Raw genomic sequence first — 24,674 nt, forward strand, 5'->3', positions numbered from 1 at the left:
GTATTTGTACTTTTCGAAAAAAAAGTAATTTGGGTAGAATTTTTAGCTTTATTTTTCAGCTAAAAACTCTCCACTCTTACTATTATTGGCTGTGATGTTCAACATTATAAGATATTTCTTATACTGTTCGCGAGATAATACGCTTTTTGTATTTGCCAAGTTAAAAGCTAATGCTTTTTGTAAATCTGCTTCAGAAATTGCTCCGTCTACAGATGCAGCTTCAAGTTTTTTGTTTGACAACGCAAATATTTCTTTCAAATATCTTTGTTGTTCAAAATCTGCCTGAAGATAATTAGCCAGTCCTTCAAATTTGTCTTTCTCTGTTAATTTAGAAAGAAATGCATACTCTCCATCACTTGCGAACGATGCAGCGCTTAACGAAAATATAGCTGCTGCTAAAATAAATAACCTTTTCATAACCTAAAATTTTAAAACAACCTTATTGATAACCATTAACCTAATAAAAAAAGACAAAGCATACCTGTTTTCCTGTTTAGATTCATGGTATTCTTTGTCTTAATTTGATGTTACAAAGGTAACACTTATTTTGATTAGAAAAAATATTTTGATAGAAAAAATGCATTTTTATCTGTTAAATTTTGGTTAAGGTGTTAAATGTGTGTTGTCTGTCTGTTCTGTATTCTGATTTTTTGTCTAAATGTATTCTCCGGTTTGCAAAATCATGACAAAATGAATTCGGTTTGTTTTTATTCTTCTCAATTTATAATTTTTAGTTAGTCGTTGTGAGCTTTATTCTGTATGATTGAACTTATTTGTTGCTTTATTGTGGAAAAATGCTATATTTGTATGTCATAATGTTATTTTAGAACCTACATAATTCATAAACATAATTTCTTTTACTAAAAATGAAGACAGAACAAATTTTATCTGAACTAAAACGACGCTTTCCTAACGAACCAGAGTATCATCAGGCAGTCCACGAAGTATTAGAGTCTATTGAGGAGGTTTATAACCAGCATCCTGAATTTGATAAAGTGAATCTGATCGAACGTCTTTGTATTCCGGAGCGTATATTTTCGTTTCGTGTGACATGGACTGACGACAAAGGACAAGTGCATACCAATATGGGATACCGTGTTCAACACAGCAATGCTATTGGTCCGTATAAAGGAGGAATTCGTTTCCATTCATCTGTAAATCTTTCTATATTGAAGTTTCTTGCATTTGAACAGACTTTCAAAAACTCACTGACAACTCTGCCTATGGGTGGCGGTAAAGGAGGGTCGGATTTCAATCCGAAAGGAAAATCAAATGCCGAGATTATGCGCTTTTGTCAGGCATTCGTTACGGAGCTTTGGCGTCATATCGGACCCGATACGGATGTACCTGCCGGAGATATAGGTGTCGGAGGCCGTGAAGTCGGATTTATGTTCGGTATGTATAAAAAGCTGGCTCGTGAATTTACAGGGACATTTACCGGAAAAGGTCTTACTTTCGGCGGATCGCTTATTCGTCCCGAAGCAACCGGATATGGAAATGTTTACTTTTTACTGGAAATGTTGAAAACCAAAAATATAGATATTAAAGGTAAGAAGTGTTTGGTTTCCGGGTCGGGTAATGTTGCTCAGTATACCTGTGAAAAACTGATCGAATTGGGTGCGCTTCCAGTGACATTATCAGATTCAGACGGTTATGTCTATGATCCGGAAGGAATCACAGCCGAAAAACTGGCATATGTGAAAGAACTGAAAGAACTTTACAGAGGACGTATTCGTGAATATTCGGAGAAATATAACTGTAAATATGTAGCAGGCGGCAGACCCTGGAACGAAAAAGCGGATATAGCTTTACCTTCTGCCACTCAAAACGAACTGAATGGGGATGATGCCAAAACTCTTGTCGCCAATGGGGTTATTGCTGTTTCGGAAGGTGCTAATATGCCATCTACACCCGAGGCTGTAAATGTATTTCTTGATGCGGGTATCTTGTATGCTCCCGGTAAGGCAGCTAATGCAGGGGGAGTATCCGTTTCGGGACTTGAGATGAGTCAGAATTCTGAACGTTTGAGTTGGACGGAGGAAGAAGTTGACAATCGACTGAAGCTTATAATGAAAGATATTCACGAAAATTGCGTGAAATATGGTAAGAGTAGCGATGGTTTTGTTAACTACGTGAAAGGTGCAAACATTGCAGGATTTATGAAAGTTGCAAAAGCCATGATGTCACAAGGTGTTTTGTAATATTATATAATCGCATATACTAATTTTTTTGGAAAGAAAAGAGAGTTTGCATTAATGCAGCTCTCTTTTTTTTTGAGATTTCATTCTTAACTTTTATTTCGATTTGGCTCATTCCTTAAAGAGAAAATATACCCTGAAAAAAGTCTTTTTAGTTTATGGAGCTATTCTATTTTCTCTATAATACTATTTTTCCGGATTATATTCCTCTTTAAACAATGTTTGCAAATGTAATGTTATAGGTTATAATAGGGGTGTGTTGTTTTTATCTAAAAAATATTTATAGAGATTAGTGTTGATTTTCTTATGCTTGTATAAGTGTATTTTGTTGAAACATATATGTTTGGGATAGGAAGAATTTATTGTCATAGCTGCATGTTGTAAAACTATCGAGTGTGTGTTAAGATCGAAAGATTGACAAAATGAAAATCCTGATGTTGTATTTCTTTGCAAACGTTTGCACTCCGAAAAGATGAGTTTATGCTTTTTCTCCGATGAAAAAAGTCCTCATTATATCATATTTGTATCATGATTTAAACTTAACGAGGATTTAGATCTTTTTTAAGTTCTCGAAAATTTATGTTAATCTTAACAATTTGCACATGAAGGAAAAGGTGAAAAAAAGCTGTGCTGCGTTACTCTTATTTATGCTAATAGGAGTATTGTCTATTTCGACAATGTATGCACAAAGTGGCTCAGTCGGGCTAGTCAAAGGAACTGTGACAGATTCTAATGGCGAATCTATAATTGGGGCCTCTGTGGTAGTAAAGGGAACTGCTAACGGAACAATTACAAATCTGGATGGACAATTTCAGATAAATGCTCCGTCAAATGGAACTTTGGTTATTTCTTATATCGGATATAAGGCTGTAGAATTGCCTATTGCCGGTCAGAAAGAAATAAATATTAAGTTAGCCGACGATACCGAACTATTAAGTGAGGTAGTGGTAATCGGTTACGGTAGTGTAAAAAAAGAAGATGCAACCGGTTCTGTTGTTGCTATCAAAATCGATGAGAAAAATAAAGGGTTAGCTACTACTGCTCAAGATCTATTGGGCGGTAAGATAGCAGGTGTGAATGTAACTTCCAACGGGGGACGTCCAGGTGAAGGTTCTACAATCCGTATTCGTGGAGGTGCATCGTTAAACGCAAAGAACGATCCGTTAATGATTATTGACGGGGTTATTGTTAGTAATGATCTGGATGGTTCGTCTAACTTCCTAAGTACAATTAATCCCGCAGATATTGAAACTTTTACAGTGCTGAAGGATGCTTCGGCAACTGCAATATACGGGTCGCGTGCTTCGAACGGTGTTATATTAATTACCACAAAAAAAGGGGTTAGTGGCAAATTGAAAGTTTCCTATAATGGTAATTTTTCGGTTAGTACGTCTCGCAAAACAGTAGATGTGCTAAGTGCTAATCAATATCGAAACTATATAACAGAACGGTTTACCGGTACTAGTGATGAGGCTACTGTACTTGGTATGCTTGGTACTGCTAACACCGACTGGCAAGATCAGATTTATAGAACAGCTCTTGGTACAGACCATAACCTAAGCATGTATGGCTCGTTAGGTAAAGCTCTACCTTTCAGAGCGTCACTAGGGTATACTAAGCAAGACGGTATTTTAGAAACCACATCGATGGAAAGAGTTACTGCAAGTATTTCACTGACTCCATCGTTGCTCGATGACCATTTAAAACTGAACATTAATGGAAAGGGTATGTATTCTAAAACCCGTTTTGGAGAGACAGGAGCCATTGGTTCATCAATATCTTTCGATCCTACTCAAGCAGTTAAAAATGGTAGCATATGGGGCGGATATTTCTCATGGACAGATGGTGGAGATCCTAATAAACTATCTTCTATTGCAGGTAAAAATCCTGTGGCAATGTTAGATATGCAAGATAACAGAGCGAATGTGAGAAACTTTATCGGTAATGTTCAGGCTGATTATAAATTACACTTCCTACCCGATTTGCGATTCAATGTCAATCTGGGTATAGATATTGCAACGACAAACGGTACAGATTTTAAAGATCCATTCAATCCTACAGCTTATAGTTTAAATGATGAGCAAAGCGGATTGCGGAAAAATTTCTATAATTTCAAGAATAATCAACTTCTAGAGTTTTATGCTCAGTATATGAAAGAGTTACCTTCATTGAAGAGTAAGTTTGATGTAATGGGTGGTTATTCCTGGCAACATTACAAGAAATGGAAAGACGAAGGACAATGGTACATATCAAAAGAAGATCGTGTGTCAAGTATTGGAGAAGTATATGAAGGACGTAATTTCTTAGACTTTAAAGAATATTATTTGCTGTCATTCTTCGGCCGATTTAACTATACATTTAATGATAAGTACCTGTTGACTTTTACTCTACGCCGCGATGGTTCCTCTCGTTTTTCAGAAGATAATCGGTGGAGTCTGTTCCCTGCTGCAGCATTGGCTTGGAAGATGAAAGAGGAGTCGTTTTTGAGAGATATTTCGGTACTTAGCGATGCAAAATTACGTATAGGTTGGGGTAAAACAGGACAGCAAGACTTAGGTGATGATTATTACTATCCCTCTTCGCCATCCTATTCAATAGGTGAAGGTAAAGCATATTATCCGATGGGAACTAATCCCGATGGTTCAACTAATTGGGTAAACTTAATGCGTCCGAGTGGATACAATCCTAATCTAAAATGGGAAACTACAACAACATGGAATGCCGGTTTCGACTATGGATTCTTAAATAATCGAATTAATGGGTCTGTGGACATATATTCTCGTAAAACAACTGATTTGTTGAATACTGTAGCTCCGGTAGTTGCAGGAACAAGCCCTTCGGAACGTTTGCCTCAGAATATTGGATCAATGACAAATAAAGGGATTGAGTTTTCTATAAACGGACGTCCTATTGCAACCAAAGATTTGGACTGGTCGGTAGGTTTTAATTTGGCATATAATAAAAGTAAAATAACTAAACTTGTAAATGGATCGGAAGCTAATTATTACGAAAGTATAGGATCAGCCGGTGGTGATGGGGGCGAAAAAATACAAGCGTATAAAGTTGGTTATGCACCACGTGTATACTATGTGTACGAACAAGTATATGATGAAAGTGGGAAACCGCTCGAAGGGGTATATGTAGACCGTAACAAAGATGGTATTATTGATGAAAATGATTTGTATGCATATAAAAAACCTGCAGCAGATGTTACTATGGGATTTAATTCGAAATGGACATATAAAAACTGGGATTTTGGATTTAATGGGCGTGTATCGTTAGGTAATTATGCTTATAACTCTGTTGCTGCAAATAGTGCAAATCTTAGCTTAGACCAATTATTCAGTAATAAGGCATCATTATCAAATAAACCGACTTCAGCTTTATATACTAACTTCAGATCAAAACAATTGTTTTCGGATTATTATGTACAAAATGCATCGTTTCTGAAAATTGATAATATCACATTGGGATATACTTTAGATAAACTGAAATTCATCAGTCCTACATCTTCAGCACGTTTCTATGCTACAGTTCAGAATCCGATTATTATTACCAAGTATGACGGTTTAGATCCTGAGGTAGGAAACAGTACTGATCCTGGAATTGATTATAATCTTTATCCAAGACCTTTGGTATTTATGTTTGGTGTGAATTTAAACTTTTAAGGTCTCGGACCTATTTGATTTACTAAATAATCAGATTGTTATGAAAAATAAAATGATAAAATCTAAAAATATATTATACGTAGGTCTGTCTTTATTATTGTCTCTACCATTTGCGGCATGTACCGATGATCTTAATACGGTACCCAAAGGACCTAATATAGAATTGGATCCTTATGCCGATGCGGCTAATTATCCGATGCTTGTAGCTAAAGTTTATTCGGGCTTCAGTAAATTAGGATTAACAGGTCCCGATGGACTGGGGGATATCCCATCTTCGCCGGATCAAGGAAAAACGACATTCTTACGTACTTACTTCAATATCCAGGAGCTAACTTCTGATGAGGCAAAGTGTGCATGGAGTGATAATGATGAGAAAAACTATTCTCAAACTCAGCTTACTCCCGACAATTATATAGGTTATATGCTTTATCAACGTTGTATGTTGAATATTGTGTTTGCCAATGAGTTTTTGAAGAATACAATTACTCCTAGAGTTGAAGTTGAAAACTTAGATAGGATGAGAACTGAAGTAAGAGCATTACGTGCTATGAATTATTTCTTTTTGTTAGATATCTATGGAAATCCGGGTTGGGTTACAGAAGAACATCCTGTAACTTACCTGCCTGAGCAGTTAGGTCGTGAAGGTATGTTTAATTGGATAGAAAGTGAGTTGCTTGATCTCGAAAAAGGAGGGAAGTTAAGAGATTATTCATCGGCTACCTATGGTCTTGTGACCAATCAGTTGATACAGACTCTTTTGGCTAAAATGTATTTGAATGCTGAAGTGTATACGGGCAAGGCTCGTTGGAACGATGCTCTGACATATGCAAAGAAAGTGACTTCTTATACTGGCTTAGCTCTTGAAAGTAGCTATCAGAATTTATTCTGCGCTGATAATAACAAATCTAAAGAAATCATATTTGCATTACCTTATGATTTTACAAATGCTCAGGATTATGGAGGTATGACATTTGTGATGGCTTCATCAACATCTGGAGATATGACAAGTCTTCTTGATTTTAATGGTGCATGGGCGGGAAATAGAGCTACACAACAATTAACATCATTATTTAATACATCAGATAAGCGTGCTTTATTTTTCAAAAAAGATCGCGATCAGAATATGACTGAATTAAATAATTTCGCAAAAGGTTGGTCTGTAATCAAATTTACCAATAAAGGTTGGGATGGAGCTACTAATCCAAATGGAGTTGGACAGTGGACTGATACCGATTTTCCATTGTTCCGTTTGGCTGATGTTATTCTTATTCAAGCAGAAGCCGAATTGAGACTTGGTGATACGGCTAATGCATTAGCTGATTATAATAAAGTGCATGCTCATGCAAGAACAGGCTTATCTGCTGCAACATCTCTTACATTGCAAGACATATTGAACGAAAGAGGTCGCGAATTGTATTGGGAAGCTCAACGCAGAACAGACCTTATACGTTTCGGTAAATTTTCTACCGGTTATAACTGGGCTTGGAAAGGTGGCGTACAGAACGGTACAGACATAGATAAAAAATACGAACTGTTCCCTATCAGTACAAAGCATCTGACCGGTAACCCTGCATTGCAACAGAATGAATTGTATAAATAATCATTAACAAAGAGAATATCATGAAAATTAAAAATATATTGTTTCTGATGATTGCTATGCTGGCTTTTGTTTCGTGTAGTGATGATGATGAGCCTGCCATACCTCAATATCAGCCGTCTGTATTGACTCACCCAACTGATGGAACGTCTTATGAACTGTTGCAGAAGGATAAAACAAAAGAAGCTTTTGCTTTGAGTTGGACATCTTATAAGCAATCAGAATTAGCTTTAGCTCCTCCCGTATATGCTATTCAGGTTGATACTGTTGGGAGTAATTTTTCGAAAGCTCAGACTATTTTGTCGGTGTCGGAAGTAAGTGACGCTACTGCTGCAACAGTGTATAATGCTTCCGTTACAGTTGAACAGCTTAATTCGGCTTTAACAACCGGATTGCATTTAACTCCCGAAAAAGAATATAATATAGAGATACGCGTAATTACTCAGATAGCAAGTGGTCTTATTAAAACCAGTGCATCGAATGTGTTCACGGCAAAGGCTATACCTTATGAAGTTGTAGCTCTTCCTGATCCTATTCATCTGATAGGTAGTATGTTTGGCGAAAATTCGTGGAATGAACACAATTATACATTTGTGATGTTCCGTGCATCTAATGATGAAGTGAATACTTATACCGGAAAATTTGCAGCAGGCAGCGAGTTCAAATTTATACCTAACGCAAATCTTGGAACTTGGGCTTTATCTTATGGAGTTGGAGCATCTGCCGGTACATTAACATCAGATAATGCAGGAAATATTACAGATATAAAAACAGCAGGTTATTATACTGTAACAGCGGATATTTCAGCCTTGAAATATACAGTAACGGCGTACGATGCCAGTGCCGCTAAAGAATATGGAGATATAGAACTTATCGGAGCATTTAATAATTGGTCTGATGCAGGAACCATCAAGCTGACAAAATCGTCTTATGATCCTCATATCTGGGTTGCTGATGATGTTAATATTACTGCAGGTGAAATCAAATTCAGAGCTGATGCTGGCTGGGCTGTAAGTTGGGGTGGAGACTCATTCCCTTATGGTGGAGGTTCAGGTAATAATATTGCGGCTGAAGATGGTAAATACTTTATTAAGTTCAACGATCTCACAGGTCAGTATGTATTCTTAAGCAAGTAATGTGATTGCATAATTGAAATAATTTATAGTAAGAAAGGAGAAGGAGTGAGTTTGATTATTTACTCCTTCTTCTATTACAGCCAACCTTTAAATACTATCGCATGAAAAAAATATATTATTTGATGATAATGCTCTTGTTGCCATTCTGGTTGCAAGCACAGATTATCGCTACAACTCCCACTTTTTTGACGGATGAGACTTCCGCCGAAATCATCTTTGATGCAACAGGTACAGCTTTGTCAGGTATAACAGGCGATGTGTATGCCCATACAGGCGTAATTACCGATAAGAGTTCCTCTACATCCGATTGGAAATATGCTCCAACATGGCTTGATAACAGTGCTAAGTACAAGCTGGTATCGCAAGGGAATAATAAATGGAAACTAAGTATTTCTCCCAATATCCGCGCTTATTACGGAGTACCTCAAGGGGAGAAGATTCAGAAATTAGCATTCGTTTTCCGTAATGCAGACGGATCGAAAGAAGGAAAAGACAATGGTAAAGATATTTTTGTAGATGTGCATGAAACAGGATTAGTTGTAAGTTTCGAAAAACCATCGTCTGACCAGCTTATTGATAAAAATACATCTATAGATGTAAAAGCCAACAGCTCAGCTACTGCTACCATCCGTATACTATTAGATGAAACAGAACTTACAAAAACAACAAATGTTACAAGTCTTTCGTATACATATAACTTTCAAACAGCAGGTAGTCATTGGCTCATTGCTGAGGCCATGCAAGGAACATTTTCTGTAAGAGATAGCGTATTCGTTACAGTCAAGAAAGACGTAATTGATCAGGTAAGACCATCTAATTCAAGAGCCGGAATAAATTATATAAACGATAATTCGGTAACATTGGTACTTTATGCTCCCAATAAGAAAAATGTATATGCGATAGGTGATTTCAGTAATTGGAAAGCCAATAATAACTATATGCTGAACAGAGACGGCGATTATTGGTGGATAACGATTACAGGACTTGGTAAAGGACAAGAATATGCTTTTCAGTATCTGGTAGATGGTACATTAAAGATTGCAGACCCTTATACAGATAAGGTACTTGATCCGTGGAATGATCAATATATTCCGTCTGCAGTATACCCTAATCTGAAAGCATATCCTACGGGTAAAACCGAGGGTATAGCATCTGTTTTTCAGCCCGGTCAGGTATCTTATGCATGGAAGAATAACGATTATACCTTGCCCGAAAAAGATAAAATGGTAATATATGAACTCTTGATTCGCGATTTTACCACCGAGCATAGTTTTGTATCAACTTTAGCTAAACTAGATTACTTGCAATCGTTAGGTGTTAATACAATCGAATTATTACCTATAAATGAATTTGAAGGAAATAGCAGTTGGGGATATAATCCATCATTCTATTTTGCGGTAGATAAATATTATGGAACTAAAGATGCGTTTAAAAACTTTGTAGACGAATGTCATAAGAGAAATATTGCTGTGGTAATAGACATGGTACTGAACCATTCGTTCGGCCAATCGCCTTTCCTGCAGTTGTATTGGGATGCTGCAAACAACCGACCTTCGTCTGATAATCCATGGTACAATGTGGAATCTCCTAATACAGACTATAGTTGGGGGTACGATTTCAATCACGAGTCGGAGCAAACCAAAGCTCTGGTTGATAGTGTCAACAGTTACTGGATGAAGGAGTATCGGATAGATGGTTTTCGTTTCGACTTTACCAAAGGATTTACAAACACTAAGGGTAACGGATGGGCATACGATCAGTCTCGTATCGATATACTGAAAAGAATGACTTCCGAAATATATAAGCGTAACCCTAAAGCCATAGTTATTATGGAGCATTTAGCAGATAACAGTGAAGAAAAAGTGTTAGCTGATGCCGATATTATGCTTTGGGGAAATATGAATTATAACTATGCCGAAGGAACTATGGGGTGGACGGATAATGGAAATTCTGATTTGTCGGGGGCTATATATACAAAACGAGGCTGGTCTAAGCCTAATCTGGTAGCTTATATGGAGAGTCACGATGAAGAGCGTTTGATGTATAAATCGCTGGCTTATGGGAATGCAAGTGGAAGTTATAATGTCAAAGATCTTGCTACAGCATTGAAAAGAGCAGAATTATCAGCCGCTTTCTATTTTACATTGCCCGGACCTAAAATGATCTGGCAGTTTGGTGAGTTAGGATACGATTATTCTATTAATACTTGCAGTGATGGAACTACTATTTCGGAAGATTGCCGGGTAGCAGAGAAACCTGTAAGATGGGATTATCTGGATAACGTCAATCGAAAGAACTTATATAATGCGTATACTAAACTCATCAAATTGAAAAAAGAGAATAATGTATTCGAAAGTTTAAATCTGGATTATTCGTTGGCTAATGCACAAAAATATATAGTCTGGAAAGGTGATATTAATGCATTCCTGGTAGGTAATTTTGGTGTAGCCGAAGCTACAGTCAGTTTAACTTTACCTAAGACTGGAACTTGGTATAATGCTATCTCCGGAGAAAACCTGTCGGTGTCATCAACCAATTATTCTATCAAGTTGCAACCGGGAGAATATCGTTTGTATATTGATAATGGCGGTGTTGCCGGAATTGGAGATGTAATAGAAAATGACTTGGCAGGGCTTACTGTTTCCGATGTTCAGATATTATATAACGGTGGTGAAATAAAAGGTATGGAGGTTTACAATCTTTCGGGAGGTCTGGTTGCGATGTCTCGTAATAGCTCGTCTCTCGATATATCGGGGCTTATACCCGGAGCCTATGTCGTGAAAATTCAATTAGGGGATAAGATTTCTGTTCGCAAATTTATGAAAAAATAGGAAGGTAGAATTGTGTGCAGATTGCAAACGTTTGCAGTTGTAGATTGACTCTTTTAGTGAAAAACAGATATGTTAATAGATACGGATTATTTTTCTTTGTATAGTCATAAGGTCTCAGACCTTTTTATTGACTTTTCAAGTGTAAGAACAATAGATTGTTATGCAATAACAGGTCTGTTCTTGGGCTGCCATAAAGCTCAAAAACTGTATTATTCATTAATAACTGGTTGTAGTTATTATACATACTAAAATTATAAATAGGTCTGTGACCTTATATACCATCAATTATGAGAAAACTAATATTATTAATGTGCTTATGCCTTATTGGCGGAATTGTATCGGCACAAGAGTTAAAATCACCGAATGGTAATTTTATCCTGCGATTCTCGCTGCAAGGAAACGGAGTGCCTACTTATAGCCTTACATACAAAGGTAAGGATGTAGTTAAGCCCAGTAAAATGGGTCTTGAACTGAAAAATGCCGGAGCATCGTACACCTTTGATGATTTTTCGGGTAAGGAAAATTACGATAATAAGGCTTATGATCCTAAATCATCTTTGTTTGATGGGTTTTCAGTATCTGATACTCAAACAAGTACTTTTGACGAAACATGGCATCCTGTTTGGGGGGAAACAAAAGATATCCGTAATCATTACAACGAGCTGGCCGTAACTCTTGATCAGAAAAGTACCGACCGTCATATAATCATCCGTTTTAGATTGTTTGATGATGGTTTAGGTTTCAGATATGAATTTCCTCAACAAAAGAATCTTGTTTACTTCACGATAAAAGAAGAAAAAACACAATTTGCAATGACCGGAGATCATACAGCATTCTGGATTCCGGGCGATTATGATACACAGGAATATGATTATACAAAATCAAAACTGTCACAGATAAGAGGACTGATGAAAGAGGCCTATACTCAAAATAGTTCTCAGACTGCATTTTCTCAGACTGGTGTACAGACTGCATTAATGATGAAAACTGATGATGGTTTGTATATCAATCTTCATGAAGCCGCTTTGGTTGATTATTCTTTGATGAACCTGAATCTGGATGATAAAAATATGATTTTCGAATCGTGGCTGACTCCCGATGCTCAAGGAAACAAAGGACATCTTCAGGCTCCATGTACATCACCTTGGCGTACAGTGATCGTAAGTGATGATGCCCGTGATATATTGGCTTCGAATATTACGCTGAATCTGAACGAGCCTTGTAAATTGACAGATACTTCATGGATCAAACCCGTTAAATATATCGGAGTTTGGTGGGAAATGATTACAGGAAAAAGCACATGGGCTTATACAGATGATTTGCCCAGCGTGAAATTAGATGAAACAGATTATTCGAAAGTAAAACCAAACGGGAAACATGCGGCTAATAATGCTCATGTAAAAGAATATATTGATTTTGCAGCGAAACATGGCTTTGCACAGGTATTGGTTGAAGGCTGGAATATCGGTTGGGAAGATTGGTTCGGAAATTCAAAAGATTATGTTTTTGATTTTGTGACACCTTATCCTGATTTCAATGTCCAGGAATTGCAATCTTATGCAAAAAGTAAAGGAGTAAGTTTGATGATGCACCATGAAACTTCGTCATCTGTCCGTAATTATGAACGCCATTTGGATCAGGCATATAAATTTATGGCAGACAATGGATATAATTCAGTGAAGAGTGGATATGTCGGAGATATTATTCCTCGTGGAGAACATCATTATGGACAATGGATGAATAACCATTATCTGTATGCTTTGAAAAAGGCTGCCGATTATAAAATTATGGTCAATGCCCATGAAGCAAGTCGTCCTACAGGTCTTTCTCGTACTTATCCTAACCTGATCGGAAATGAATCGGCTAGAGGTACAGAATATGAAGCTTTTGGAGGTAATAAACCTTTCCATACAACTATTCTTCCATTTACCCGTTTGATCGGTGGTCCGATGGATTATACTCCTGGTATTTTTGTTATGGATATCGCAGAACTAAATCCAAATAATCATTCGCACGTAAACAGTACGTTAGCTCGTCAGTTGGCATTGTATGTAACGATGTACAGCCCATTACAAATGGCTGCAGATTTACCAGAGCATTACAATAAATTCATGGATGCGTTCCAGTTTATTAAAGATGTCGCTGTAGATTGGGACGACAGTAAATATCTGGAAGCAGAACCGGGATCATATATAACTGTTGCGCGTAAGGCTAAAGGTACTAATAACTGGTTTATCGGTAACACCAGCAGCGAAGAAGGACATACTTCAGCATTTACTTTCGACTTTTTGGATCCGGGTAAAGAATATGTGGCAACGATATATGCTGATGCTAAAGATGCTAATTATAAAACAAATACTCAGGCCTACACAATTCGTAAGGTAGTTGTTACAAATAAGTCTAAATTGACTCAGGTAGCTGCTCCCGGCGGAGGTTTTGCTATCAGTGTGATCGAAGCAGATAAGGCTGCAACTAAAGGATTGAAAAAGCTATAAGATATAGATTCAAGGTTAGTTAGTTTCAAAGGTTAGAAGGTTTCTAGGTTTAAATGTCCGTAGCTGTTTAGCTGCGGACATTTTTAGGTTTCAAACCCTTTTTTTTTTATAAAAAAAACAGATGTTCTAGGTGATTATAACTTTGAGATGAATTTTCAACTACTAATTGAGGTTATTGAAGAGAAACCGTTTTTCTCGACTTGATAAAGTAGACGGAGACAGCTCCCATAAATAAAAAGATTCCGGCTATAAGCATCATCGACACGGAGGATGAACCGGCTATATGCTTAAAAATAAAGTTGCCTGTTAGTCCGCCTATTATCTGAGGAAAAACGATAGTTATATTTAATAATCCCATATAAAATCCCATTTTTTTAGCCGGAGCTATATCGTTCATTAACGTAAAGGGAATGGTCAATATGAGGGCCCATGCTATACCTATCGCAATCATAGGAAATAGAAGTATATACTGGTCTTTGATATAATACAACGAGATAGTTCCTAATCCCCCGGCAAATAAAGCCAGAGAGTAAAGAGTCTTCCGCCCGATGAGGTTAGATATTCGGGGTATATAAAAAGAGAAAATTGCAGCCGTAATACTATACACTCCTGTAAGTACTCCGTACCAGTTACCGGCATCGTTGTATGCAGATGATGAAGCATCGCTCGTATTCCACACCGATTCAGCTAAAGCATCTGTGGCATATACCCATATGATAAAGAATGCCATCCATGAAAATAATTGCACTATTGATATCCTCGACAAAGTGTAAATTATCGTTTTTGTACTTACTGTACTTTGTTTTGATATATCTGCGGAGTTGTATTTCTCAAAAATTGCAGGCGGGTATTCCTTTACTGAGAAACATGTTTTGAGGGATGTGATAAGCAATATTGCAGCGGCTATGTAGAAAGACCATGTAACCGAATCGGCAATGCATTCGCTTTCATCGGCTTCGTTATTTACTCCGGCCTGAGCCAGAACATAAGGTAGGAGAGAACCGATGATTCCCCCTATATTTGCCAGTATTGTCTGTGTGGAATATCCTTTGCTGCTTTGTCTGCTGTCTACCATATCTGAAACCAATGAGCGGTATGGCTGCATGGATATATTGAGGGCTGTTTGCGTCCAGAAAAGAATGAATGTGATGCTTAGGACAACCGAGAAGATGTTGTTCAAAATATGTGAATTGGGCATTAAGAGCATCATTAAGGCTGTCATAATTGTACCTGCCAGCACATATGGTATCCGTCTGCCCCACTTAGTCCATGTACGGTCGCTTATGTATCCGACTATCGGCTGTATAATTAATCCGGCGAGAGGAGGGGCAAGCCATAGTAGCGGCAATTGATCTATATCGGCTCCTAATCCCGAGAGTATCCGGCTTGTATTTGCCAGAATGAGAGTGAGACAAATCTGTAAGCCTAAAAAGCCGAAGTTAATGTTCCATATTTGTTTGTTGTTCAAAAGTGGTTTTTGAGTCATCGTGTTTATCTGATGCATTGACTATTGATTGTCAAGGTGTTTTGTCGTATCTCTGATAATCAGTTCTGTCTTGATAATTTTATTTTTGCGGTCTTTCTGTTCCGCGTTGTTTACTTTTTCGAGAATTAGTTTCATGGCTTCTTCTCCTACTCTTACCGGATACTGATCTACAGTGGTGAGCATAGGATCTGTATCCTGTGATATATTCGAATTTGAAAAACCACAAATAGATATTTCTTCCGGAATTTTTATCTTTAATTCTTTCGCTGCCACTAGTACTCCTGAAGCAGTATAGTCGTTCATACACATAAATGCATCAGGCCGATTATCTGATAATAGCAAATTCTTTGCTGTCTCATAACCCAGTTGTTTATTATCGGCACCGCATATAAAAGACTCTGTTATTGGTAGATGATGTTTTCGAAGAGCATCTAAATAACCGTTTTTTCTATTCTTGGATATTTCGAGATGAGTCGGTGCTCCCAGAAATGCAATTTTTTTGCAACCTGTTTTGATCATATACTCTGTTGCATTCAATGTCCCCGAGTAATCATCTACAACCACTTTGCCTGTATCTATACCTGTACAGATACGGTCGAAAAAGATGATGGGTATATCGTTATCTATCAGTTCCTGAAAGTGATCGTACTCCAATGTTGTCTTGGACTGGGATATGAGGACTCCGCATACTCTCGCTTTTATTAAAGTCTGAACATTACGGACTTCTTTGGTGTATTCTTCCAATGATTGGCAAACAATGACTTGATAGTCATGTTCTTCGGCTATAAGTTCTATGCCTGATAACACAGATGAGAAGAAATGATTGGCTAATTCCGGTACAATAACACCTATAATATTAGAATGTTTACTGCGAAGGTTCATTGCCATTGAGTTCGGCTTGTATTTATGGTCTTTCGCAAATTTCTGCACCATTTTTCTGGTCTCGATGCTAATATCCGGATTATTGTTTAATGCCCGGGATACAGTTGATGCAGAGATTTTTAATTCTTTAGCAATGTCTTTTATGGTTATTTGTCCCTTCTTCATTCTCTCATAATGCATTTATATACCTAAATCCTTTTTGTAAAGGTAGTTAAAATAATCAACTTGTGATGTTGTTATTAGGTATGTGTTGTATATAATATAGTAAGAAACAGGAAATTTAATGATAATATATTAAACTCATAATAAGCTTTAGCTGTTTTACTTACCAAAGTAATAAATAGGCCTGAGACCTTAATAAGGTTTTCTAAAAGAACAGAAAAATGTACAGAATGTTCTGTATAAAGATACAAAAAAAGATGATTGTAGGTTTCAATCATCTTTTAAATTGTTTATTATCAGCGGAGAGGAAGAGATTCGAACTCTCGATACCCTTTAGGGGTATATACGCTTTCCAGGCGTACCTCTTCAACCACTCGAGCACCTCTCCAATTGTGCTTAAACCGTTTGAGGATGCAAAGTTAGCAGGATTTTTCGATTTGGCAAGCAGGGGACGCAAATACCAATCGTAATAAAATTTGCATAAAAGGATTAATAGTCTTGTCTGTATTACTCAGACCTTATTAGATATTAATCCCGAACAGTTTTTTTGCATTATTACTGGTTGTACTTTCGATATCATCTTTACTGGTGTTATAAATATCACACAGTTTATCAACGATGTAACTGGTATATGACGGTTCATTACGTTTTCCTCTATATGGAACCGGTGGAAGGTACGGTGCATCTGTTTCAACTATAATGCGACTGAGATCAGCATCTTGTAAAACCGTTGGTAAAGTCGAATTTTTGTAAGTGACTGTTCCGTTTATTCCGATATAAAAATTCTTTAGATCCAAAACAACTTGGAGTTCTTCACTGTTGCCGCCGAAACTATGGAAAGAGCCTTTCAGCTTATCTGCCCCTACTTTTTTGATACATTCAACTGATTCCATTACCGCATTCCGGCAATGAATAGATACAGGCAGATTGTACTCGATACTCCATCGGAGTTGCTCTTCGAATGCTGACTTTTGTTCTTCAGCCAGGGATGTATCCCAATATAAGTCAATTCCTATTTCACCTACAGCAATGTATTGATGCCTCGAAAATTGCTCTTTGATAATATTCAGATCTTTTTTCCAGTCTTTTGTGACACTGGTCGGATGCAGTCCCATCATCGGAAGACAGTAGCCTTTATGTCTTTCAGCCAGAGAGTTTACCTCTTTTATCGATTCGGTATCAATATTCGGTAATAAAACAGCTGCAACTCCGGCTTGCTTTGCCCTAAGAATAACATCATCAATATCATTCGAGAAAGTTTCGTCGAATATATGCGAATGGGTATCTATGATCATTCCCTGTTTAAGATTTTCTTGTTAAAAGGTTTTCCGCCAGTTTTTTTAATTCTGCTTTCCGGTTCTCATCTACTTGTACCTGATTCAGGTCGTTGATGCCCTTCTGATAGTATGATTCTATCATTTCTTCCGAAAGCTTTTTCAGATTGAGCTTATTATATAATTGTGTCACCGCTCTGATTTTTTCTTCTTCATTATACTCCTCTTTATTTATCCATGCGTGCATTTCGTCCGACGTTTCGTGGTGTTTCAGCGTAGTAATCTGCAAGTATGTTTTCTTGTTGCAAAGAATATCCCCACCGATTCGTTTACCGAAAGTTTCAGGATTGCCATATACATCCAAAAGATCGTCCATCAGCTGAAAAGCCAGACCTATATTTATTCCGAAACTGTACAACGCGTCTGCATCCTTTTGAGAAGCTCCCGCTGCAATAGCCCCGCATTTAAGCGAACATCCTAGAAGGACGGCTGTTTTCAGCCGGATCATTTCAATATATTCATCTTCTGTGACATTCATTCTTTTCTCAAACTCCATGTCGAGCTGTTGACCACAGCAGATTTCAGTAGCTGTATTGGAGAACAAATGTAATATTTCAGGCAGATGTTCCGATGGTGATTTGGCAATCTCACGGTAAGATTCTATCAGCATGGCGTCTCCCGAAAGTACAGCAGTGTTATCGTTCCACTTGATATGTACCGTTGGTTTTCCCCGTCGTTTGTCGGCTTTGTCCATCAGGTCGTCATGAAGGAGCGTAAAATTGTGGAATATTTCAATCGCCAAAGCGATGGGTATTGACTTTTCGATATCCGATTTGTACAGGTTGTATGCCATTGTTGCAAGCACCGGGCGTACTCGTTTTCCTCCGATTTCGAGGATATATTCTATCGGTTCGAATAGCGAGTAAGGTTTTTGCTCGAACTTGAGATTCTTTACTTCTTCGTTGATTTTATCTAATATATCGGAAAATGTATATAACATGATATTTCGTATTTTGTAGTATACAAAGGTACGTCTTTCTTCGGACTAATCGAATGTTTTAAGTAATAAATAGGTCTGAGGTCTTAGGTGTAAATGGCGATGATTCCGAGTAGTATACTGCTTATTGCAACAATGAGGATACCTATAATTATCTGTTTTGCCGTGAACTTCAGTTTTACGGGAGAGTCGGGATTTTCGCTGTATGTATCGATTGTCTTATTATTAAGATAACCCTGCGAGATACCCAAGAGAAGTATATCGAAAGTAATTTCTTTTTTTGCGGTGGGTGTAATATCTTCTTCATTTAGTTGTATATGCAGCGTACTGGTTTCGAGGTAAGATATATCAACACCGAATTCTTTAGCATAACGATTCATAAAACGCTCAACAGTATGAGACTTGCTGTCATTCTGTTCCGAGATATAGTTTCGGATAAATAATCTTAATTGCTGGCTCTTCATCTTTTTTGATAAATATGGATTAAGGTCTCAGACCTATTTATTGACTCTGCAAACATAATAGTAATAGCAGGTTATCGCTTTAATATATGTCATTAAATCCTTTCTGTTATTTATATAGCACTGAAACCCCTGCATACAAATATATCAATAAAAAAGGACTTTTTTAGCTGCAACCTAGATTTGTACCGTATGTTAAAAATATTTATCTTCGCTCGACAAACTTTAGAATCTCGACAACAATCTAAGACAATATACATGAAAAAAATCTTTTAGTTTTTTATTTAAACGCATGGATATCAGTGAATAAGTCCCTTCAATCCAAAGTCTCTGTCGATCTAATAGCGCAGGCAGCAGCAAAAAATATAAAATTCGAATTCATATATTAATTAACTAAGTTGTTCTGATTCTAAAGTTTTGTATCTATAATTTAAGGAGAGGCATATTCGTTTATGTCTCTCTTATTTTTTGTGTTAGGGAATAGCTCTACCTGCCCTTATCGGAATGCCAACCCCCTTTAGTGGATGCAGAGGTTAGCATAAAAAGATAAATTGTTAACAAAACAAAGCCTTTCTAAATTGGTCTTGTTAAAATAAAGTGTTTAATTATGGTTAATTTAAGTTAATTTATTAAGGCTGTGTTTTTAATTGTTAGCAAATATTAATCAAATGTGTATCTTTGTGTGTTGAAAGCTGAATGGAATATAGCTTTCTATATCGGAATTTATACATGTAACTCGTTGTGATAGAGCAGTAATTGCTTTGTCTGACTGAAATCAACACAATAATGAAGGGAAAATTATTTCTATTACTCGGGATAGGCCTCGTTCCTCTGGCTCTCACAGGTCAAACTTATTTGTATAATAAGGGTACGATGTCGGTCGTTACTACAAATAATCAAAATACGGCATTGTATATTGGCGGTGACTTGAGGTCGGAAGCTAGTCCAACGAAGGGTACAGGCTCTATTCTATTAACTAAGGCAAAGATCGTTCTCACCGGTAATCTATATAATTATGGAGAACCTGATGGGACGGGGACAACTCAAGGTCATGTTTTTAATGTGAATGATTATACTGGTTATGGGACTGCAGCTAATCGTTCGTCTCTTCATTTTAAAGGAACTTCTCCCCAAAATGTATGGCAGGCAAGCTCTGCCGGTGGTGTGGATTTCAATAAGATGAACTTTAAGTTGAAGTCTAATAGTGTTATTTATTTTCCTGATATAGTAATAGAGAACGATAAACATGTGACTATCAATCCTGAGGTTGGAGCGAGTGTTTATAATATAACGCCTGTAAAAGGTCGCTTGATACTTGATTCTCGTAAATTAAATCTGGCTGGGGGGGATAAATTACCCGGTGGTTCTACAATTCATAATGATAATAGTTCTTCGGTTTTAGCGCATTTGTTAGTAAGAGGAATTCATAGTCAGGAGTTTGCTACGTCCGAAGGACAGGCGAGGGCTTTGGATGGATATCCGGGCGTACAGGTTAATCTTGCATTGAATGAACTTCCAACGAATGAGAATCAGCGATTTTTTGGTGATCCGATTGTCGGTATGGGTAGTCCGTTTAAGAAAATTCGTGCGGACTATTTTATGTGGAACTTTTTGTTTTTACCTTCTGGTAATAATATATTTAATGAGGATGGTAATACAACGACAGACCCAACGACAGTTTTGGATGCAGGGAGAGGCTTTGTTATTGGTATAGATTTAAGAGGCCAGAATGGTGCTGTGTACAATGATATTCATCCGTTTTATAGAGATCCTGCAAATGGGTACACATTGAATTTTGCTACACGTGCAAAAAATGGTTATAAGTTTAATCGTTTTGCTTATGGTAATAATCACAATAATCTTTATCAGGTAAAGCAGGCATATACAACGTCTAATGCAGTTGATAAACCTAGTAATAATGATGGAGTCAATGTTAAACCCTCAGACCCAGGTAATGATGCTTATACTGCTGAGGTTTTAAACTCTGGAGATGTTAGCAGAACCTTAGTCAAAGGTTTTAACTATTTGTCTAACCCGTTTACTTGCCCATTGGATGTTAGTCAGTTAGTTTATACATATAATGGTGGAGCTGCCGGAAGTTGGGGAGTTATTCCGGGATTTACGCCTAGTGGAACTGTTACACCTGTAGGCGAGATTGCAAACCGTGTTTGGGTAATGGATCCATCTTCTAGGGCATCTGGTACATATAATATATGGTGGGGCGGGACTCGAGATAATCCGGGTAATAAATGGGTGGTCGCTCAATATAAATATCGATTGATATCTCATATAGGGGCTACAAATGTGACTGATTATGATGATGGATCAGGTGTAATGCCTAATGAATTAACTAATCCAAAGGCATTGATTGCTCCTATGCAAATGTTTGTTATCTATGCTAATACTTCAAAAAATATTATTATTCCAGCTAATCAGAGAAAAATTGATGATGATGCTTTATTCTTACGTTCTGAGGAATCTACGAAATATGAGCCGGATGACTTTTTATTTCAAGTAGAGGATATTGATGGTGGTACAACAGATAGGGCTGCAGTAGTATTGCGAACGTTCTCTGAGATTAATAAGACGGGTTATCAGGATATAAAGAAATTGACTACAGATGTTAGTTCCAATGAAGACGGTAAAACAAAAACTGTGATGTCTGAAGGAACCACACCTGAGACTTCAGGAGCAAGTTCTTTGTATACTCAGGACTCTGATGGTAATGCATTAGAAGCAAGGTTTTTATCGTTAGATTTGAACTCGTCAACCACCTCGACAACGCTATATTTGAAACCATCCTTAACGGAGCATCAGATTATGATACGCTCGTTTAGGAATTATACAAAAGACCGTATCTCGGAAATTTGGTTAGATGATAGCAAGACCGGAAAGAAAACTAAATTGTCGGAAGGGGCAACTTATACAACAACCTCTTCGCCAACAGATAATACAGATCGTTTTACATTACGCTTTATATATCCTGCCGGAGGAATCGGGGATGAAGGTATTGTAAATCCGGATGATACAAATATTACAGCGCATTACGCAAATAACACTCTGACTGTTTCAGGTTTCAATGATTCTGATTATGGAAGTCTGGTTTCTGTCTACGATATACAAGGACGTTTGCTAAAACAGCAGAAAGTCGATGGAACTACAGTCAAATTCAATGATGGATTTGCAGTAGGTGCATATATCGTAAAAGTAACAGGTAACAGATCGTATGCAACTAAATTCTTAGCAAGATGAAATTATACATCACATCTTTGGTTTTAGTTTTTCTACTTGTAAACAACGCTCATTCATTACAAGCTGAAGACTTATTACCGTCTGAAGTATACTATAACGAAAACATAGCGGTTAACGATATTGGAGCCTCTGCCCCGACATTAGGTAATACTGATGGGAATGGTGATGATGGTCTTAACCCCGGTGGAGATGGCTGGGGTGGCGGTGGCTGGGTAGGATCACCTGTTGGTGATGCCGTATTACCTGTCGCTGTCGTTGCAGCTATGTACGCGTCCTTTCTATTGTATAGAAGGCGCAAGGCTTAGTATTCGGATTATAAAATAAACAAAATCAATATGTCGTACAAGGGCTTTTTCTACAGGAAGAGCCCCTGTATTTGTTGTGTATATCCTTCCCTGTTTTTTTATATCTTGTATATATAACTGCTCTTACGTTTCCTGATAGTTATTGTTGAATGTTATTTTAATGGCTTTATGTCGAGGATGTAAGTGTTAAAATGTCGTTTTGCTTTTTGATATAGGTGAAAGTTCCGTTTTTTTTGACATTTTGATTGTTTGGTTTGGCTTATTTATGCTATTTTTGTAAGCCTCATCAAATAAGGTTATAGTTGCATGATTGATTACAATGCTAATATACTGTTGATTTATACCGGAGGAACTATCGGTATGGTAGAAAATAACCAAACCGGTGCACTTGAGGTTTTCGATTTTAGTCACCTGACAAGTCACATGCCCGAGTTGCAGAGATTCAGGTTTCGAATCGAAACCATTGTTTTTGATCCTGCTATAGACTCTTCCGATGTATCTCCCGCCCATTGGAAAAAACTAGTGAAAATAATAGAGCAGAACTATGTTGATCACGATGGTTTTGTGATTCTTCATGGAACCGATACGATGGCATATTCGGCTTCGGCTCTTAGTTTTATGATTGAGAATCTGCAAAAGCCGGTGGTGTTTACTGGAGCACAGCTGCCTATTGGTAAATTACGAACCGATGCAAAAGAAAACCTTATTACGGCTATGGAAATCGCAGCCGATAAAGATTCTATTGGTAATCCTATAATACCGGAGGTTTGTATTTTCTTTCAGAATTATTTGTTGAGGGGCAACAGGTCTACAAAAGTGAATGCCGATAACTTCAATGCATTTGCGTCATATAATTATCCTATCCTCGGAAAGTCGGGTATTCATATTCGTTATGACATGGCTAAAATTCTTAAGCCCGATTACGAGAAAAAGGTTCGTTTTCATTATCTGATGGACTCGGAAATTATTATCTTTAAACTTTTTCCGGGTATTCAGCGCAAAACTGTCGATGCTATACTTAATGCTGAGGGTGTAAAGGCTATTGTTCTGGAGACTTACGGGTCAGGTAATGCTCCCCGTTATGAGTGGTTTATCGAGGCTTTGCAGGATGCGGTAAAACGTGGACTGATTATTGTAAATATAACTCAGTGCGAAATGGGTTGTGTTGAAATGCAACGCTATGAAACCGGAAGAGAATTGCTTAGGGCCGGAGTTATCAGTGGATATGATGCCACTGTAGAAGCTACCGTCACTAAACTGATGTACCTCTTGGGACATAAATATTCGAGAGAAGAGATTATTGTAAGAATGCGTGTGCCATTGGCCGGAGAATTAACTCGCTTTGATGAAAGAGAGATCTGATAAGTATAAATCATTATCGGTTATTGCCGAAAAAAATAAATCTGAGTTTCTGTTGTTTCATAAAAAACACAGAAAACGTTTGGAGAAGATGGACTCGATAGTGCATGATTTGCACGAAAGGTTTTCTTCCGAAATAAATTGCCTTGAGTGTGCAGCCTGCTGTAAAACTTTGGGTCCTGCTATTTACGACAAGGATATCGAGAAAATGGCAAAAGCTTTGAGGTTGAAGCCGTCGGAGGTTGTTACTCTTTATTTAAGGATTGATGAGGATGGTGATTATGTTTTTAAAACGATGCCATGTCCTTTTCTTATGGCTGATAACTATTGCTCTATTTATGAATCGCGTCCCAAAGCATGTAGAGAATATCCTCATACTGACAGGAAAAAATTTAGCCAGATTTACAAACTTACTGTAAAAAACACCGCAACATGTCCGATAGCATATGAAGTGCTGAAGGAACTTATTAAGAACTAAGGTCTTTGACCTGCTTATGCTTTGGTAAGTAAAACAGCCAAAGAGTGTTATAAATTAAAAGTATATTATAAGATACTTTCTATTACTTAATAT

16 protein-coding genes and 1 tRNA gene are annotated in these 24,674 nt (G+C 37.4%); 10 read left to right on the plus strand and 7 right to left on the minus strand.

Annotation, left to right across the window (positions count from 1 at the left end; genetic code table 11):
- Positions 1-48 precede the first annotated feature (48 nt).
- Entirely contained in the window at positions 49-417 is a 369-nt protein-coding gene (locus K322_RS0106240; protein ID WP_026626120.1) for a hypothetical protein, read from the minus strand.
- Positions 418-866: 449 nt separating this feature from the next.
- On the opposite strand from K322_RS0106240, the gene K322_RS0106245 reads away from it, so the two are divergent.
- From K322_RS0106245 to K322_RS0106275, 6 genes are all read left to right on the plus strand, one after another.
- Positions 867-2,201, plus strand: a complete 1,335-nt coding sequence (locus K322_RS0106245) for an NADP-specific glutamate dehydrogenase (RefSeq protein WP_026626121.1) — start codon at positions 867-869, stop codon at positions 2,199-2,201.
- Between the two features lie 599 nt (positions 2,202-2,800).
- Entirely contained in the window at positions 2,801-5,866 is a 3,066-nt protein-coding gene (locus K322_RS0106255) for a SusC/RagA family TonB-linked outer membrane protein (protein WP_051290667.1), read from the plus strand.
- A gap of 40 nt (positions 5,867-5,906) precedes the next feature.
- Positions 5,907-7,466: a RagB/SusD family nutrient uptake outer membrane protein gene (locus tag K322_RS0106260; RefSeq protein WP_051290668.1), complete on the plus strand. Its 1,560-nt coding sequence runs from the start codon at positions 5,907-5,909 to the stop codon at positions 7,464-7,466.
- 20 nt (positions 7,467-7,486) lie between these two features.
- Complete coding sequence (locus K322_RS0106265) at positions 7,487-8,599, plus strand: SusE domain-containing protein (RefSeq protein ID WP_026626124.1); 1,113 nt, start codon at positions 7,487-7,489, stop codon at positions 8,597-8,599.
- 101 nt (positions 8,600-8,700) lie between these two features.
- Positions 8,701-11,430: an alpha-amylase family glycosyl hydrolase gene (locus K322_RS0106270; RefSeq protein ID WP_026626125.1), complete on the plus strand. Its 2,730-nt coding sequence runs from the start codon at positions 8,701-8,703 to the stop codon at positions 11,428-11,430.
- A gap of 287 nt (positions 11,431-11,717) precedes the next feature.
- Positions 11,718-13,925: a glycoside hydrolase family 97 protein gene (locus tag K322_RS0106275; protein ID WP_026626126.1), complete on the plus strand. Its 2,208-nt coding sequence runs from the start codon at positions 11,718-11,720 to the stop codon at positions 13,923-13,925.
- Between the two features lie 172 nt (positions 13,926-14,097).
- On the opposite strand, the gene K322_RS0106280 is transcribed toward K322_RS0106275, so the two are convergent.
- From K322_RS0106280 to K322_RS0106310, 6 genes are all read right to left on the minus strand, one after another.
- On the minus strand, positions 14,098-15,411 hold the full coding sequence (locus K322_RS0106280; protein WP_026626127.1) for an MFS transporter: 1,314 nt from the start codon (positions 15,409-15,411) through the stop codon (positions 14,098-14,100).
- 21 nt (positions 15,412-15,432) lie between these two features.
- Positions 15,433-16,458: a LacI family DNA-binding transcriptional regulator gene (locus tag K322_RS0106285; RefSeq protein WP_026626128.1), complete on the minus strand. Its 1,026-nt coding sequence runs from the start codon at positions 16,456-16,458 to the stop codon at positions 15,433-15,435.
- A 297-nt stretch (positions 16,459-16,755) separates the two neighbouring features.
- Positions 16,756-16,843, minus strand: a tRNA-Ser gene (locus K322_RS0106295).
- A 133-nt stretch (positions 16,844-16,976) separates the two neighbouring features.
- Complete coding sequence (locus K322_RS0106300; protein WP_035331491.1) at positions 16,977-17,750, minus strand: TatD family hydrolase; 774 nt, start codon at positions 17,748-17,750, stop codon at positions 16,977-16,979.
- Positions 17,751-17,757: 7 nt separating this feature from the next.
- Complete coding sequence (locus K322_RS0106305; protein ID WP_035331493.1) at positions 17,758-18,729, minus strand: polyprenyl synthetase family protein; 972 nt, start codon at positions 18,727-18,729, stop codon at positions 17,758-17,760.
- Positions 18,730-18,812: 83 nt separating this feature from the next.
- Positions 18,813-19,190, minus strand: coding sequence for a hypothetical protein (locus K322_RS0106310; protein ID WP_026626132.1), 378 nt, complete (start codon positions 19,188-19,190; stop codon positions 18,813-18,815).
- Positions 19,191-19,973: 783 nt separating this feature from the next.
- Here K322_RS0106310 and K322_RS0106315 point away from each other — a divergent pair.
- From K322_RS0106315 to K322_RS0106330, 4 genes are all read left to right on the plus strand, one after another.
- The gene (locus K322_RS0106315) at positions 19,974-22,439 is read left to right on the plus strand and encodes a T9SS type A sorting domain-containing protein (protein ID WP_026626133.1); all 2,466 of its coding nucleotides are present in this window, start codon (positions 19,974-19,976) and stop codon (positions 22,437-22,439) included.
- A complete protein-coding gene (locus K322_RS0106320; RefSeq protein ID WP_026626134.1) occupies positions 22,436-22,744 on the plus strand; it encodes a hypothetical protein in 309 nt (102 codons plus the stop codon). The genes K322_RS0106315 and K322_RS0106320 overlap by 4 nt, the downstream gene beginning before the upstream one ends.
- 306 nt (positions 22,745-23,050) lie before the next feature.
- Positions 23,051-24,106: an asparaginase gene (locus K322_RS0106325; protein WP_026626135.1), complete on the plus strand. Its 1,056-nt coding sequence runs from the start codon at positions 23,051-23,053 to the stop codon at positions 24,104-24,106.
- Positions 24,090-24,581, plus strand: a complete 492-nt coding sequence (locus tag K322_RS0106330; RefSeq protein ID WP_026626136.1) for a YkgJ family cysteine cluster protein — start codon at positions 24,090-24,092, stop codon at positions 24,579-24,581. Before K322_RS0106325 ends, K322_RS0106330 begins: the two co-directional genes overlap by 17 nt.
- The last annotated feature ends 93 nt before the right edge of the window (positions 24,582-24,674 follow it).

This window comes from Indolivaga capnocytophagoides DSM 22835, from assembly GCF_000426485.1.
GTDB lineage: Bacteria > Bacteroidota > Bacteroidia > Bacteroidales > Dysgonomonadaceae > Dysgonomonas_A > Dysgonomonas_A capnocytophagoides.

Excerpts from the sequence above, each read along its gene's own strand:
- K322_RS0106240 (WP_026626120.1), bottom strand. The coding sequence starts at position 417 with ATGAAAAGGTTATTTATTTTAGCAGCAGCTATATTTTCGTTAAGCGCT.
- K322_RS0106245 (WP_026626121.1), top strand. The coding sequence starts at position 867 with ATGAAGACAGAACAAATTTTATCTGAACTAAAACGACGCTTTCCTAAC.
- K322_RS0106255 (WP_051290667.1), top strand. The coding sequence starts at position 2,801 with ATGAAGGAAAAGGTGAAAAAAAGCTGTGCTGCGTTACTCTTATTTATG.
- K322_RS0106260 (WP_051290668.1), top strand. The coding sequence starts at position 5,907 with ATGAAAAATAAAATGATAAAATCTAAAAATATATTATACGTAGGTCTG.
- K322_RS0106265 (WP_026626124.1), top strand. The coding sequence starts at position 7,487 with ATGAAAATTAAAAATATATTGTTTCTGATGATTGCTATGCTGGCTTTT.
- K322_RS0106270 (WP_026626125.1), top strand. The coding sequence starts at position 8,701 with ATGAAAAAAATATATTATTTGATGATAATGCTCTTGTTGCCATTCTGG.
- K322_RS0106275 (WP_026626126.1), top strand. The coding sequence starts at position 11,718 with ATGAGAAAACTAATATTATTAATGTGCTTATGCCTTATTGGCGGAATT.
- K322_RS0106280 (WP_026626127.1), bottom strand. The coding sequence starts at position 15,411 with ATGACTCAAAAACCACTTTTGAACAACAAACAAATATGGAACATTAAC.
- K322_RS0106285 (WP_026626128.1), bottom strand. The coding sequence starts at position 16,458 with ATGAAGAAGGGACAAATAACCATAAAAGACATTGCTAAAGAATTAAAA.
- K322_RS0106300 (WP_035331491.1), bottom strand. The coding sequence starts at position 17,750 with ATGATCATAGATACCCATTCGCATATATTCGACGAAACTTTCTCGAAT.
- K322_RS0106305 (WP_035331493.1), bottom strand. The coding sequence starts at position 18,729 with ATGTTATATACATTTTCCGATATATTAGATAAAATCAACGAAGAAGTA.
- K322_RS0106310 (WP_026626132.1), bottom strand. The coding sequence starts at position 19,190 with ATGAAGAGCCAGCAATTAAGATTATTTATCCGAAACTATATCTCGGAA.
- K322_RS0106315 (WP_026626133.1), top strand. The coding sequence starts at position 19,974 with ATGAAGGGAAAATTATTTCTATTACTCGGGATAGGCCTCGTTCCTCTG.
- K322_RS0106320 (WP_026626134.1), top strand. The coding sequence starts at position 22,436 with ATGAAATTATACATCACATCTTTGGTTTTAGTTTTTCTACTTGTAAAC.
- K322_RS0106325 (WP_026626135.1), top strand. The coding sequence starts at position 23,051 with ATGATTGATTACAATGCTAATATACTGTTGATTTATACCGGAGGAACT.
- K322_RS0106330 (WP_026626136.1), top strand. The coding sequence starts at position 24,090 with ATGAAAGAGAGATCTGATAAGTATAAATCATTATCGGTTATTGCCGAA.